The following is a 13783-nucleotide window of genomic DNA, read 5'->3' as shown; positions in this document are numbered from 1 at the left end:
CGACGCCTGTGCCCCGCAGTAAGTAGAATCGGCTCGCAGTCGCAGGATTGCGGGCCGATTGTTCATGAGGTAAACGATGCAGTTCAAGGATTACTACCAGGTGCTCGGGGTCGAACCCACCGCGGGTGATGCCGAGATCAAGACGGCCTACCGGCGATTGGCGCGCAAGTACCACCCAGACGTCAGCAAGGAAGCAGGGGCAGAGGAGAAATTCAAGGGCGTCAACGAAGCTTATGAGGCTCTACGCGATCCTCAGAAGCGCCAGGCCTACGACCAGTTGCGCGCGCAAGGTTACCGGCCCGGCGAGGAATTCCGCCCGCCGCCCGATTTCGGACGCGGAGGCGTCGGCGGTGGTCCGGGCTTCGATTTCGAAGAAGTGTTCGGCAGCGACGGCGCGGGCAGCGGCGGCTTCAGCGATTTCTTCGAAGGCCTGTTCGGGCGCCGTGCGCATCCGGGCGCCGGCGCGCGTGGACCGCGTCCTCCTGGCGATACGCGCGCGAAGGTGTCGGTGCCGCTGCAGGCGGTCTACGACGGCGGCAGCGTGCGTCTGGGGCTCAATGGCAAGCAACTGGACGTGCGCGTACCCAAGGGCGTGCGTCCCGGTCAGGTGATCCGCCTGGCCGGGCAAGGTGATGGTGGCGGCAATCTGCTGCTGGAAATCGAGTACGCCGCGCACCCGCAGTTCGAGGTGGACGGACGCAACATTATCTACGTGCTGCCGGTGGCGCCGTGGCAGGCCGCGCTCGGGGCGACGGTCAGCGTGCAGACCCTCGGCGGTCCAGTGGAGTTGAAGGTTCCCGCCGATTCGGAAGCGGGACGCAAGCTGCGCCTGCGTGGACGCGGACTGCCCGGTACGCCTGTGGGCGACCAGATCGTGGAACTGGAAATCACCGCGCCGCGTGCGGTCAACGAGCGCCAGCGCACTCTCTATCGGATGCTGGCGACTGCGTTCGAGGAAAACGAAAACGACGGGTAAGAACCCGTCGTTTTCATGAGTCGCCAGACTACCGGCGTCAGGCTGCGGTGGACGGCGGCATTTCGCTGGTGCTGAAGATGCGCTCGATGACTTCGGCCAGTTCGTCTTCCGAGAACGGCTTGGTCAGATACGCCTTCGCGCCCTGGCGCAGTCCCCACATGCGGTCGGTGTCCTGATCCTTGGTGGTCACCAGGATGACCGGGATGTGCTTGGTGGTGGCTTCGCGACTCAAGGTGCGCGTGGCCTGGAACCCGTTGAGGTTCGGCATGACCACGTCCATCAGCACCATGTCCGGAAGTTCGCGCTTGGCGACTTCGACGCCCGCGGCGCCGTCTTCGGCGGTGAGTGATTCGTGGCCAAGTTTTTCGACGATCCGCTGGATGCCCAGCAGCTGTGAAGGCGAATCGTCGACGATCAGAATGCGCGCCATGCTTTACCCCAAGTTGTCCCCAGTGCCGATTGTAGTGTGACTTTGCGTCAACGGAAAATGGGGGGGGTCCGTCGGGCGTGACGGGGTTCGCGTTTAGCCGATTTTGACCAGGGTGCGGCCGAACGATTTGCCCGAAAGCATGCCATTGAAGACCTCAGGAAGGCCGTTTAGCGTCGTTTCCCGCGTGCAAATGGCTTCCAGACGCCTGGGTTTCCAGTCGTCGGCCAGATGCCGCCAGATATCGTCGCGTATGCTGCGGGCGGTTCCGGCCGAGGCCACGCCCAGCAGTGAGACGCCGCGGATGATGAAAGGCATGACCGTTGTGGGCAGCTCATGGCTGGCGACCAGCCCGGCCGAGGCCACATTGCCGTAGGGCGCCGTCTGCGCCAGAAGGCTGGTCAGCATGCTGCCGCCCACGTTGTCCAAACCGCCTCCGAAGCGCACCGATTCCATTGGGCGAGTGGTGGCCAGCGCGTCGCGTCCCAGCACCTGGGTGGCGCCCAGCGACGTCAGATAGTCCGTCTGGTCGGCCTTGCCGCTGATGGCGTGCACCTCGAAACCGGCGCTGGTGAAGATATCGATCGCCAGCGAACCCACGCCGCCGGTGGCGCCGGTCACGGCCAACGGCCCCAATGCGGGCGTCTGCCGGTTGTCCAGCATCCGATAGAGCGCCAGAGCGGCGGTGAAGCCGGCCGTGCCCAGGATCATGCTCTCGCGCAGGCTCAAGCCCTCAGGCAGGGGAATGACCCACCTCGACTCAAGCCGCGCATAGGCGGCGTAACCGCCGTCCCGGGTTTCGCTGAGCCCGGAACCGGTGACCAGCACGGCGTCGCCTTCCCTGAAAGCGGGATCGGTACTGGCGACCACATGGCCGGCGACGTCGATGCCGCCCACCAATGGGAACTTGCGCAGGATCTTGCCTTCGCCGGTGCCGGCAAGCGCGTCCTTGAAGTTGACCGAGGAGTATTCGGTCTTGATGACGACTTCGCCAGGATTGAGATCGTCCAGCGATATCGATTCGATGCCGGCGCGGTAGCCGGCGTCGTCGTTGTGAATGCGGAAAGCGGGAAACTGCTTCGGGATGGTCATGACAGTGAATTTCCAGTCGTCATCCCAGCGAACGCTGGGATCCATTTTGATCTTGCTCTAGGGCCGAATTAGAGAATTCCGGAGTAAAGATCCAACCATTCTGGATTGAACTTCTCCACCAACTCAATCTTCCAAACCCGCTTCCAGGCCTTGATCGCCTTCTCCCGCAGGATTGCAGATTCCATCGTCCCATGCACCTCGTACCAGACCAAAGTATGTATTAGGTACTTCTTGCTGAACCCGTCCACTTGATCGTTCTTGTGCTGCCAAATCCGGGCAGGGAGATTAGAAGTGACGCCCACATACAGCGTGCCGCGGGGCGCACTGGCTAGGATGTAGACGCAGGGAACGCGTTCTCGTTGCATTTGGCTGTCCTTAGCCCGTAGTTACATTAAGAAGTGAATCGTCATTCCAGCGCAAGCTGGAATCCATCTTGATCTTCGCAAATTACATGGGCGCGCGCCAAATGGGAGATAGCGCGAAAGTCAAAATGGATCCCAGCTTTCGCTGGGATGACGTCGGTAAGGACTATGAGTTGATTAAGAAAGACGGCTGGTCAGTTCGCAGTGATCTCCCCCGGCGGAGTCACCGCAATGCCGACCGTCTCTTCTCATCAATCCACTTCGAAGCCTGCGCCGGCCGATAGTCGCGCATCCATTGCAGCATGGCGGCGATGTCCTCGCCGTGCCACAGGTCGGTACGCTGCTCGGCGTGCAGGAAGCGTTCCTCCACCATGCGATCGATCATGCCGATCAGCGGCGCGTAGAAGCCGTCCACGTCCAGAAAGGCGCATGGCTTGTTGCCGATGCCCAGCTGGCGCCAGGTCAGCATCTCGAAGATCTCTTCCATGGTGCCGAAGCCGCCGGGCAGGGTGACGAAACCATCGGCAAGGTCGAACATGCGCGCCTTGCGTTCGTGCATGGAGCCGACGATTTCCAGTTCGGTCAGGCCGCGGTGTGCGACTTCCCAATCGGCGAGCTGCTTTGGAATCACCCCGGTGACCTGGCCGCCGGCCTCCAGCACCGCGTTTGCGACCACGCCCATCAGGCCGACATTGCCGCCGCCGTAGATCAGACGGAGTCCTTCTTTGGCGATGCGGTCGCCCAAGGCCGCGGCGCGCTCGGAATAGATGATCTTGCTGCCGGCGTTGGAACCGCAATAAACGCAGATCGATTTCATGCTGGATCCTTATGCTGTACTCAAAAACGGAAAAAGGGTGAACGTGCGTGGCACGGTTCACCCCTTCGCCTTTCCCGCCATGCGGGCGGGAAGCTGGTTGCTCAATTGACTTTGTGGATCGACCGCTTAGCCACCGACATCGCCGCATCGTGTACGGCTTCGGACAGGGTCGGGTGCGCATGGCAAATACGGGCCAGGTCGTCGGCCGAGCCGCTGAACTCCATGGCCAGCACGCCTTCGTGCACCAGCTCCGATACGCCGACTCCGACCAGGTGCATGCCCAGAATGCGATCGGTTTCCTCGTGCGCGATGACTTTGACGAAGCCCGCCGGCTCGCCCATCGCCACCGCACGGCCCAAGGCGGCGAACGGAAAACTGCCGGTCTTGTAGGGAATGCCTTCGGCCTTGAGCTGCTGTTCGGTCTTGCCGACCCAGGCGATTTCCGGCTCGGTGTAGATCACCCACGGAACCGTGTCTAGATTGACGTGGCCGGGCAGTCCCGCGATCAGTTCGGCCACCGCAATGCCTTCCTCGAAACCCTTGTGGGCCAGCATCGGGCCGCGCACGCAGTCGCCCACGGCCCAGACGCCGTCGACGCCGGTGTGGCAGTGTTCGTCCACTTCCACCTGGCCGCGCTCGTTGAGCTTCACCCCGGTGCCTTCGGCCAGCAGGCCTTTCGAAGCCGCCTTGCGGCCCACGGCCACCAGCAGGCGGTCGACGACGAGGGTCTTCTCGCCTTCGGCATCGGCGTAGGTGACGTGCACTTCCTTCTTTTTGACTTCGGTCTTGCTGACCTTGGCGCCGAGGCGGATGTCCAGGCCTTGCTTCTTGAATTCCTTCGCCGCCGTCTTCGCTACTTCGGCGTCGGCGGCGGGCAGGAAATCCGGCAGCGCTTCGAGAATGGTGACTTCGGCGCCCAGGCGTTTCCAAACACTGCCGAGCTCCAGACCGATGACGCCGGCGCCGATCACCGCCAGGCGCTTGGGCACGCTGGTGAAATCGAGCGCGCCGACATTGTCGACGATGTATTCGTTGTCGAACTTGGCGAACGGCAACTCGATCGAGTCAGAACCGGCGGCGATGATGACGTTGGTGCCCTTCAGTTCGACTTCGGTGCCGTCGTGCTGCTTTACCTTGACGATGTTGCCTGGCTGCAATTGGCCGAAGCCGTAGTACGGCGTGATCTTGTTGGCCTTGAACAACAAGGCGATGCCGCCGGTGAACTGCTTCACGATCTTGTCTTTGCGGCCGACCATGGTGCCGACGTCGATCTTGGCGTCCTTGGTGGTGATGCCGTGATCGGCGAACAGATGCTGCAGGTTCCAGAACTGGCGCGAACTGTCCAACAACGCCTTGGACGGAATGCAGCCCACGCGCAGGCAGGTGCCGCCTAGAGCCGGCTTTCCATCTTTGCCCAACGCAGCATCGATACAGGCGGTTTTCAGGCCGAGTTGCGCTGCGCGGATGGCGGCGTGGTAACCGGCAGGGCCGGAGCCGATGACGACGACGTCGAATTGTTCTGCCATGTCGATTTCCTTGATTCGCTTCACCCTTCTCCCGTCGGGAGAAGGTGCCCGAAGGGCGGATGAGGGTACGGCGGATTAAAAGTGGTGGCGCCGAAAGGGGATTAAAAGAGCCGATTACTATCTTCTGGGTTCACCGGAAGTGCTTCGCCGTACCCTCACCCCAACCCCTCTCCCGAGGGGAGAGGGGCTTTAAAGCATCACATCCCGAGCAGCATGCGGCTCGGATTCTCCAACTGGTTCTTGATGTCGACCAGGAACAACACCGCGTCCTTGCCGTCGATGATGCGGTGGTCGTAGGACAGGGCGATGTACATCATCGGCGCGGCAACGACGACGCCGTTCTCGACGATCGCGCGTTCCTTGATGGCGTGCATGCCCAGGATGGCGCTCTGCGGCGGGTTGACGATGGGCGTGGACATCAGCGAACCGAAGGTGCCGCCGTTGGTGATGGTGAAGGTGCCGCCCTGCAGGTCTTCCAAGGCCAGCTTGCCGTCGCGCGCCTTCTTGGCGTACTCGCCGATACCCTTCTCGATGTCGGCGAAGCTTTGGCGTTCGACGTTGCGCAGCACCGGCGTGACCAGGCCCTTTTCGGTGGAAACGGCGATCGAGATATCGGCGTAGCCGTGATAGATGATGTCGTTGCCATCGACCGAGGCATTGACCACGGGGTGGCGCTGCAACGCATTGGCCGCGGCTTTGGCGAAGAAGCTCATGAAACCGAGCTTGACGCCATTGGCCTTCTCGAACGATTCGCCCAGCTCCTTGCGCATCGCCATGACCTTGCCCAGGTTCACTTCGTTGAACGAAGTGAGCATGGCGATGGAGTTCTTGGACTGCATCAGGCGCTCGGCGATGCGCGTGCGGATGCGGGTCATCGGCACGCGCTCTTCCGGACGTGCGCCGCCCGAGACGCCGGAGGTCTTGCCGCTGGCGTAATTGATCAGGTCTTCCTTGGTTACCGCGCCCTTGCGGCCGGTGCCTTCGACGTTGGCTGGATCGATGCCTTCGGTGACGGCGGTGAAACGGGCGCCAGGCGGCAGGCCGTCGGTGGAGGCCACGGGCGCCGGCTTGGTGGAGGCGGGCGCAGCCTTTTCGGCCTTGGCGGCTTCGGCTTTAGGTTGGACTTCCTGCGCGCCGGCCGCCGGTGCGGTCTCGGCCTTCTTGTCCGTGCTCGGAGCCGGCGCGGCGGCGCCTTCCTCGATGATCGCCAGCAGCTGCTGGCTGGTCACCGTGGCGCCTTCGGCGAACTTGATTTCCTTGAGTACACCATCGACCGGCGAGGGCACTTCCAGCACGACCTTATCGGTCTCCAGATCCACCAGGTTCTCGTCGCGCTTGACCGCGTCGCCGGCTTTCTTGTGCCAAGTGGCGATGGTGGCATCGGAAACGGATTCGGGAAGAACCGGGACTTTTACTTCGGTGGCCATGTTGGAAAGGCTTCCTATTTGGATGGGTGCAATTCGAACGGAATTATTTCGAATGGAATTATTCGGCGACGATGACGTTGCCGAACTCGTTGACCAGCGCATCGGCGACCAGCTTCAGCTGCTCCTCGACATGCTGGGCGAAATGACCGGCGGCCGGCGAGGGCGAACGCGCACGACCTGCGTAATACACTTCCTGCTTGTCGGTGGTGCAGGCCTTCAGGTGGTGGCGGATCTGGTACCACGCGCCCTGATTCTGCGGTTCTTCCTGGCACCACACGACTTCCGTGGCGCCGGCGTAGCGCTTGAGTTCGGCAGCCAGCAGTTCGCGCGGGAACGGATACAGCTGCTCGATGCGCAGGATCGCCACATTGTCCTGACCGCGCTTGTGCTGGTCTTCCAGCAGGTCGTAGTAGACCTTGCCCGAGCACAGCACCACGCGCTTGACCTTCTTCGCATCCGCGGCGGCGTCCGGAATCAGGTGCTGGAATTCGCCGTTGGCCAGCTCATCTAGCGACGACACCGCCAGCTTGTGGCGGAGCAGCGATTTGGGCGTCATCACGATCAGCGGCTTGCGCGTGGTCATGCGCAGCTGGCGGCGGATCATGTGGAAACACTGCGCCGGCGTGGTGGGCACGCAGACCAGCATGTTTTCCAGCGCGCACAGCTGTAGGAAGCGTTCCAGGCGTGCGGAACTGTGTTCCGGGCCCTGGCCTTCGTAGCCGTGCGGCAATAGCAGGGTCAGGCCGCTGATGCGGCTCCACTTGGCCTCTCCGGCAGCGATGAACTGATCGATCACCACCTGCGCGCCATTGGCGAAATCGCCGAACTGCGCTTCCCAGATGTCGAGCGTGTTGGGATCGGTGGTGGAGTAGCCGTACTCGAACGCCATCACCGCTTCCTCGCTGAGCAGCGAGTCGATGATGGTGGCGTCTTCGGGGTTGTCGACGAGCTGACGCAACGGCAAGTAATAGCTGTCGGTCTTCTGGTCGTGCAGGATGGCGTGACGGTGGAAGAACGTGCCGCGTCCGGCGTCCTGGCCGACCAGACGCAGGCGATGGCCTTCGGAAAGCAGGGTGGCGTAGGCCAGGTTCTCGGCAAAACCCCAGTCGCCCGGCAGCTCGCCCTTGGTCATCTTCACGCGGTCGTCGTAGATCTTGGCCACGCGCGGATGCAGGGTCACGCCTGCGGGAATGGTGTTGATGATCTTGGCCAACTGATCCAGCGACTTGCGCTTGACCTTGGTGTCGACCGGATCGGTAACCTTGCCGGACAGGTATTTCGACCAGTCGATCGCCAGCTCATCGGGCTTGGGTTTGGCCAACTCGGTGGTGACTTCGCCGGAGTCGAGCTTGTTGCGGTAGGTGTCGACCAACGCCTGCGCTTCGCCCGGAGCGATCACGCCTTTCTCTTCGAGCTGAGCGGCATAGAGTTCGCGCGTGGTCTTGTGCGCGCGGATCACCTGGTACATCAGCGGCTGGGTCGCCGCCGGTTCGTCGGCTTCGTTATGGCCCCAGCGGCGATAGCAGACCAAGTCGATGACCACGTCCTTCTTGAAGGCCTGGCGGAATTCGTAGGCCAGGTTCGCGCAGAACACGACCGCTTCCGGATCGTCGCCATTCACATGCAGGACCGGCGCGCCGACCATCTTCGCCACGTCCGTGCAATACAACGTGGAACGGGCGTCGTCGCGTGCGCTGGTGGTGAAGCCGATCTGGTTGTTGATGACGATATGCAGGGTGCCGCCGACCGCGAAACCGCGTGCCTGCGACATCTGGAACAGCTCCATCACCACGCCCTGGCCGGCGAAGGCGGCGTCGCCATGGATGATCACCGGCAAGACGGCCTTGCGCTCGTTGTCGCCACGGCGTTCCTGCCGCGAACGTACGCTGCCGGCGACCACGGGGTCGACGATTTCAAGGTGGGAAGGATTGAACGCTAGCGCCAGATGCACCGGATTGCCCGGGGTGGCGATGTCGGCGCTGAAGCCCATGTGGTATTTGACGTCGCCGGTGTGGGCGCGGTCGTCCTCGAGATGCTCGAACTTACCTTCGAACTCGTCGAACAGCTTGCGTGGCGATTTGCCCAAGGTGTTGACCAGCACGTTGAGGCGACCGCGGTGGGCCATGCCCAGTACGATGTCCTTGACCCCGTCGGTACCGGCGCGGCGAATGGTCAGGTCGAGCAGCGGGATCAGCGCGTCGCCGCCTTCCAGCGAGAAGCGTTTCTGACCAACGTACTTGGTATGCAGGTAGCGCTCCAGACCCTCGGCCGCGGTCACGCGTTCCAGGGTGCGACGCTGGGCTTCGACATCCAGACCATAATTGCCACCGGCCGCTTCCAGGCGCTGATACAGCCACTGGCGCTGCTCGACGTCGGTGATGTACATGAATTCGGTGCCGATGGAACCGGCGTAGGTGGCCTTGAGCCGCGCCAGCAGGTCGCGCAGCTTCATGCGCGGCTGGCCGGCGACGCCGCCGGTGCTGAATTCGGCGTCCAGATCGCGGTCGGACAGGTTGTGGAAAGCCAGCTCAAGGTCCGGCGAGTCCTGGCGCGGGGTCAGTCCCAGCGGATCCAGGTTGGCGGCCAGATGGCCGCGCGAGCGGTAAGAGGTGATGAGGCGGCCGACGTTGCGTTCACGCTCGTCGCCAGCGCCGGTGGCCCCGGCAGGAGCGCTGGCGTAACCGTTGTTGGCAGCATGGCGAGCGGCTTCGGTGATCTGGGAAATGATGGCCGAGTGCGGCACATCGCCGGCCTCGCGGCCCTTGAAGCCGTCGAAGTAGGTCTTCCACTTGGGACCGACGCTATCGGGGGAGACCAGGTATTGCTCGTATAGGTCTTCGATGAAGGAGGCGTTGCCGCCACCGAGTTGCGAGGATTGCGCAAACTGCTTCAGGAGGTTGTCCACGATGGCGTAGGTTGGCTTTGTCGGGCTGGGCCGGTATCCGGCCTGGGGGTTTCCGGTGGGTGCAAATGCCACCCGCGCGGGCTATATGAATACGCGGAAATTATACGCGCATGGTGACAAGGGCGCGTAAGCGCCTTGGACTAAAGGCGCAGATCGCGCGCAGGATCGGTGGCTCGTGGGACGGCGTGGGGACAGCGGCCGGCGCGGGCGACATCAGATGCCCAGGGCCCGAAGTTCGGTGCAGGGCCGCGATCGCTCCCAGAATCGGCCGAACTCGTCACACAATTGCCGCGCACGGCCCGCGCCCTGCAGATCGGCTTCGCCATCGAAACGGTGGCCCAAGGTGCGGAAGTAGTAGCCCCCCATGTCGTTGGCGATGAAGGCCGAGGCGTAGGCTTTGTCGACAGGCTCGCGCACCTCGCGGAAGGCGAACACGCTGGGCAAGCGCTGGCCCAGGGACAGCAAAGGCGCCAGCGTGCGCTGTGGAGTGGCGGCATCCTGCAGCAGGATCTGTACCTCGCCACCGCGTTTACCGGTCGAGAAGCGGCGCAGCGCTTCCAGCACGCTGCTGTTGTCGAGCAGACCCGGGTCCAGCTCGCGGCTGTAGATCCGCAAGGTGCGGCGTGCATGCGAGACGACCGCGACCGCCGCGGCGATAGCGCCAGCTGCATTCTCGACCGCCGTGGGGCCGTGCAGGGCGCGGCGCATGGACTGGTGTTCGATGCCCGCTTCCCAAAAACGCTCCCCGTAGGGAATGAACCCCTGGCGGGCGTAGAACGTTTCGGCCGACACCTGCGCGTTGAGCGAAACCGCCGGCCATCCCAGCTTGCGGGCTTCCGCCATCAACGCAGCCAGCATCGCATCGCCGACCCCCAGGCCACGCCAGTCGCCGAGTACTGCCATGCGCCCGATCTTGTGTTCCGGCGTGAGTCGGCCGGTGCCGATGGGCCGACCGGCTTCGTCGCGGGCGATCACATGCCGGCATAGCGGATCCAGCGCGTCCCATTCCTCAGCGATGGGCACCTGTTGCTCTTGCACGAACACGGTTTCGCGCACCGCACGCAGTTCAGCCAACCCGCTGGCGTAGTCGATGGGTTCTACGTGGAACGCGCGAGCGTTCATTCGTTTTCCTCGTCCAACAGCAACTGGTAATGCCCCTGCGAGTAAAGGTCCATGGCCACGTCGCGGCCTGCGTCGGACAGGCTGCCGTAAGCAGTGCCGTCCAGCACATCGGCGGCCGCGAGTTGCTGCGCATCCTTGATCGGCAGCTTGAACTCCAGGCCGCTGCAAAAAAGCATGGCCATGCGACCGCTCTTGCGCCAGGCCAGTCGCGAGAAGGGATGGCGCTGCAAAAGAGCTCCCTGCTGCAGATCCCATTCGATCTCGATGCGCGAACGCGAATCGCCGCCGGCAACCACTTCACCGCCTGCGCGGTAGGTAGTGATGAAGCGTCCGAACCAGTCGCCCAGCTTGTCTGGGTCGTTGAGGCGCAGGGTGTTCAGCGCCTCTATCGCACGCGCCATTGCCGCGGCGTCGATTTCGTTGGGATCTTTCGGCGGCGTTAGGTCCGGGTCGTGATAACGCATGGACTCGTCGGCCTCGGCGATCAGATTGTCCAGGTAATCGCTCACCAGTTCGGCGGAAGAGGGAGCGCGCATGCCGACCGAGAAAGTCAGGCAAGCATTCACCGCGACACCGTGGTGCGGCACTCCAGGCGGCAGATAGAGCATGTCGCCGGGTTCGAGTATCCAGTCGTGGCTCGGGCTGAATTCACGGAGCAGCTTCAGCTCCACATCGTCGCGAAAATCCGTGGGCGGATTGGCTCCCGCATCGATCTGCCAGCGCCGCTGGCCTTGCGCCTGCAGGAGAAACACATCGTACTGGTCCACATGCGCACCGACCGAACCGCCGGTGGCGGCGAAGCTCACCATCACATCGTCGATGCGCCAGCGCGGCAGGAAGTCGAAATGGCCCAGGATTCCACGCACATCCACATCCCACTTATCCACGTCCTGCACCAGCAGGGTCCAGTCGTGGTCGGGCATGCCGGGAAACTCCTCCTCCGTGAAAGGCCCCGTGCGCAGCGTCCAGGCATCGCGCTCGCGGTCGTGCACGACGATGCGCGATAACGCCATTTCCTCGCAAGCCAGGCCGGCCAGGTCTTCGGGTTCGATCGGCGACGCAAAGCCTGGGAAGGCATTGCGGATCAGCAGCGGCCGTTTCTGCCAGTAGTCGCGCAGGAATTCGGCCGGCGGCATGCCCAGCGGCGGCAGGCGTGCGGCGTCCACTTCGATGGCGAGGGACTTGCCTGGAGATGGTTTCTTACTCATGTCGCTATCTCGTCATAACCACGGCCCAGGAACTGCAACAGGCACCAGCCATGGCCAAAAGGATCGGCGATCTGCACGATACGCCCCCATTCCGCTTCGCGGATATCGCCTTCCTGCACGGCTCCTGCGCGCAGTGCGCGGGCGAGGGCGGATTCAAGGTCGTCGACCACAACGTCGATATGCAAAGGCATCCAGTGGCGTCCGTATGCGCGCGCTGAGTTTGCGGCGCCGATGCTTCCGGCTTCCTTCTTCAGCAGATAGAACGGCGCTTCGGCGCCCAGCAGCTCCAAGACGTCGTCGCCGAGCCGGCGGCCACTCCGTAGGCCGAAAGCTTCGGCGTAGAAAGCTTTGGCTTTCGCTAGGTCGGGTACATCGATGTTGATCAGCAGATTCATCGTTCTTGCTCGTCATCCCAGCGAACGCTGGGATCCATCTTGATCTTGCTCTGGACAACTTGCGGCAATTGGACCGCGAAAGGCAACATGGATCCCAGCGTTCGCTGGGATGACGTCGCTTATATTTTGCGGGCCAGGGAATCGGCAAGACCGATGTAACTTCCCGGAGTCAAATCAAGCAACCGCCGCTTCGCATTCGCCGGCAATTCCAGCGAACCGATGAACGCCCGCATCGACTGCTCGGTGATGCCCTGTCCACGGGTCAACGCTTTCAATTGCTCATAGGGGTTGGGCAACCCATGCCGGCGCATGACCGTCTGCACGGCTTCGGCCAGCACTTCCCAGGCGGCATCGAGATCTGCATCCAGGCGTTCCGGCGCCACGGTCAGCTTGCCCAGGCCCTTGGCCAGCGAATCCAGCGCGACCAGCGTATGGCCGAAAGCGGTGCCGAGCGCGCGCAGGACGGTGGAGTCGGTGAGGTCGCGCTGCCAGCGGCTGATCGGCAGCTTGGCGCTGAAGTGTTCGAACAGGGCATTGGCCAGGCCGAAGTTGCCTTCCGCATTCTCGAAGTCGATCGGATTGACCTTATGCGGCATCGTGCTGGAGCCGACTTCGCCTTCCTTCAGGGTCTGCTTGAAATAACCGAGCGAGATGTAGCCCCAAATGTCGCGCGCCAGATCGATCAGGACGATATTGGCACGGCGGGCGGCGTCGCCGATCTCGGCCACGTTGTCGTGCGGCTCGATCTGGGTGGTGTAGGGATTGAAGACGATGCCCAAGTTTTCGATGAAGGACTGCGCGAATGTCGGCCAATCGACTTCTGGGTAGGCGATCACATGGGCGTTGTAGTTGCCGACCGCACCATTGATCTTGCCGGTCAGCTCCACGCCCGCAATCTGCCTGCGTTGGCGTTCCAGGCGGGCGACCACATTGGCGATTTCCTTGCCCAGCGTGGTCGGCGATGCGGTCTGTCCGTGGGTGCGCGACAGCATCGGCTGAGCGGCTTGGGCATGGGCCAGCGTACGCAATAGCGCGGCCACCTTGTCCAGCGCCGGCAACAGCACTTCGCTGCGTGCCTGCTCCAGCATCAACGCGTAGCTCAGATTATTGATGTCTTCGCTGGTGCAGGCGAAATGGACGAATTCCAGCGCAGGGCCCAGCTCGGCGTCGTCCTTCAACTGTTCCTTGATGAAATACTCCACCGCCTTGACGTCATGGTTGGTGGTGCGCTCGATTTCCTTGACCCGCGCGGCATCGCGGGTGGAGAAAGCAGATGCCAGCGCGCGCAGGCGCTGGCTTGCGGCCGCACTGAAGGGGGGCAGCTCGACGATACCCGGCGCGTCGGCCAGCGCCAGCAGCCATTCGACTTCCACCTTGACCCGGGCTTTGATCAATCCGTATTCGGAGAAGATCGGACGCAGGGCGTCGACCTTGCCGGCGTAGCGGCCATCGAGCGGTGACAGGGCTAGCAGGGCGGCTTCCGACATGGTGGGCGTGGCACACGGGAGGAGGGCGCAATAGTTTAC

At 62.9% G+C, this 13783-nt stretch carries 12 protein-coding genes; 1 reads left to right on the top strand and 11 read right to left on the bottom strand.

All coding sequences use genetic code 11. The features are described 5' to 3' along the window. Window positions 1-76: 76 nt before the first annotated feature. On the top strand, window positions 77-976 hold the full coding sequence (locus tag AC1DTQ_RS04160) for a DnaJ C-terminal domain-containing protein (RefSeq protein WP_477848215.1): 900 nt from the start codon (window positions 77-79) through the stop codon (window positions 974-976). A 37-nt stretch (window positions 977-1013) separates the two neighbouring features. On the opposite strand, the gene pilH is transcribed toward AC1DTQ_RS04160, so the two are convergent. The 11 genes from pilH to purB form a co-directional block, all read right to left on the bottom strand. Next, complete coding sequence (gene pilH, locus AC1DTQ_RS04155) at window positions 1014-1406, bottom strand: twitching motility response regulator PilH (protein ID WP_310090996.1); 393 nt, start codon at window positions 1404-1406, stop codon at window positions 1014-1016. A 93-nt stretch (window positions 1407-1499) separates the two neighbouring features. After that, the gene (locus AC1DTQ_RS04150; RefSeq protein ID WP_477848213.1) at window positions 1500-2495 is read right to left on the bottom strand and encodes a YhdH/YhfP family quinone oxidoreductase; all 996 of its coding nucleotides are present in this window, start codon (window positions 2493-2495) and stop codon (window positions 1500-1502) included. 68 nt (window positions 2496-2563) lie between these two features. Then, window positions 2564-2860 (bottom strand): GIY-YIG nuclease family protein, encoded by a 297-nt coding sequence (locus tag AC1DTQ_RS04145; protein ID WP_477848211.1) that lies wholly within the window; start codon window positions 2858-2860, stop codon window positions 2564-2566. 220 nt (window positions 2861-3080) lie between these two features. Further along, window positions 3081-3674, bottom strand: a complete 594-nt coding sequence (locus AC1DTQ_RS04140) for an LOG family protein (protein WP_477848210.1) — start codon at window positions 3672-3674, stop codon at window positions 3081-3083. A gap of 101 nt (window positions 3675-3775) precedes the next feature. Continuing rightward, on the bottom strand, window positions 3776-5200 hold the full coding sequence (lpdA, locus tag AC1DTQ_RS04135) for a dihydrolipoyl dehydrogenase (protein WP_477848209.1): 1425 nt from the start codon (window positions 5198-5200) through the stop codon (window positions 3776-3778). A gap of 197 nt (window positions 5201-5397) precedes the next feature. Continuing rightward, window positions 5398-6627, bottom strand: a complete 1230-nt coding sequence (gene sucB / locus AC1DTQ_RS04130) for a dihydrolipoyllysine-residue succinyltransferase (protein ID WP_477848208.1) — start codon at window positions 6625-6627, stop codon at window positions 5398-5400. A gap of 58 nt (window positions 6628-6685) precedes the next feature. Next, the gene (locus AC1DTQ_RS04125) at window positions 6686-9532 is read right to left on the bottom strand and encodes a 2-oxoglutarate dehydrogenase E1 component (RefSeq protein ID WP_477848206.1); all 2847 of its coding nucleotides are present in this window, start codon (window positions 9530-9532) and stop codon (window positions 6686-6688) included. 213 nt (window positions 9533-9745) lie between these two features. Beyond that, window positions 9746-10654 carry a GNAT family N-acetyltransferase gene (locus AC1DTQ_RS04120; RefSeq protein WP_477848205.1) on the bottom strand — a complete coding sequence of 303 codons (909 nt, stop codon included), beginning with the start codon at window positions 10652-10654 and terminating at the stop codon, window positions 9746-9748. Then, on the bottom strand, window positions 10651-11862 hold the full coding sequence (locus tag AC1DTQ_RS04115) for a ribosomal protein uL16 3-hydroxylase (RefSeq protein WP_477848203.1): 1212 nt from the start codon (window positions 11860-11862) through the stop codon (window positions 10651-10653). The genes AC1DTQ_RS04120 and AC1DTQ_RS04115 overlap by 4 nt, the downstream gene beginning before the upstream one ends. Then, window positions 11859-12257: a VOC family protein gene (locus AC1DTQ_RS04110; protein WP_477848201.1), complete on the bottom strand. Its 399-nt coding sequence runs from the start codon at window positions 12255-12257 to the stop codon at window positions 11859-11861. The genes AC1DTQ_RS04115 and AC1DTQ_RS04110 overlap by 4 nt, the downstream gene beginning before the upstream one ends. Before the next feature lie 119 nt (window positions 12258-12376). Beyond that, the gene (gene purB / locus AC1DTQ_RS04105; protein ID WP_477848199.1) at window positions 12377-13744 is read right to left on the bottom strand and encodes an adenylosuccinate lyase; all 1368 of its coding nucleotides are present in this window, start codon (window positions 13742-13744) and stop codon (window positions 12377-12379) included. Window positions 13745-13783 lie beyond the last annotated feature (39 nt).

The sequence above is a fragment of the Pseudoxanthomonas sp. P4_B2 genome (assembly GCF_056402315.1).
Note: the sequence above shows the minus strand (reverse complement) of the source record. Positions and strands in the feature narration are given on the sequence as shown.

What these genes read in the sequence shown, in the direction of transcription:
- AC1DTQ_RS04160 (WP_477848215.1), top strand. Translation starts at nt 77, where the DNA reads ATGCAGTTCAAGGATTACTACCAGGTGCTCGGGGTCGAACCCACCGCG.
- pilH (WP_310090996.1), bottom strand. Translation starts at nt 1,406, where the DNA reads ATGGCGCGCATTCTGATCGTCGACGATTCGCCTTCACAGCTGCTGGGC.
- AC1DTQ_RS04150 (WP_477848213.1), bottom strand. Translation starts at nt 2,495, where the DNA reads ATGACCATCCCGAAGCAGTTTCCCGCTTTCCGCATTCACAACGACGAC.
- AC1DTQ_RS04145 (WP_477848211.1), bottom strand. Translation starts at nt 2,860, where the DNA reads ATGCAACGAGAACGCGTTCCCTGCGTCTACATCCTAGCCAGTGCGCCC.
- AC1DTQ_RS04140 (WP_477848210.1), bottom strand. Translation starts at nt 3,674, where the DNA reads ATGAAATCGATCTGCGTTTATTGCGGTTCCAACGCCGGCAGCAAGATC.
- lpdA (WP_477848209.1), bottom strand. Translation starts at nt 5,200, where the DNA reads ATGGCAGAACAATTCGACGTCGTCGTCATCGGCTCCGGCCCTGCCGGT.
- sucB (WP_477848208.1), bottom strand. Translation starts at nt 6,627, where the DNA reads ATGGCCACCGAAGTAAAAGTCCCGGTTCTTCCCGAATCCGTTTCCGAT.
- AC1DTQ_RS04120 (WP_477848205.1), bottom strand. Translation starts at nt 10,654, where the DNA reads ATGAACGCTCGCGCGTTCCACGTAGAACCCATCGACTACGCCAGCGGG.
- AC1DTQ_RS04115 (WP_477848203.1), bottom strand. Translation starts at nt 11,862, where the DNA reads ATGAGTAAGAAACCATCTCCAGGCAAGTCCCTCGCCATCGAAGTGGAC.
- AC1DTQ_RS04110 (WP_477848201.1), bottom strand. Translation starts at nt 12,257, where the DNA reads ATGAATCTGCTGATCAACATCGATGTACCCGACCTAGCGAAAGCCAAA.
- purB (WP_477848199.1), bottom strand. Translation starts at nt 13,744, where the DNA reads ATGTCGGAAGCCGCCCTGCTAGCCCTGTCACCGCTCGATGGCCGCTAC.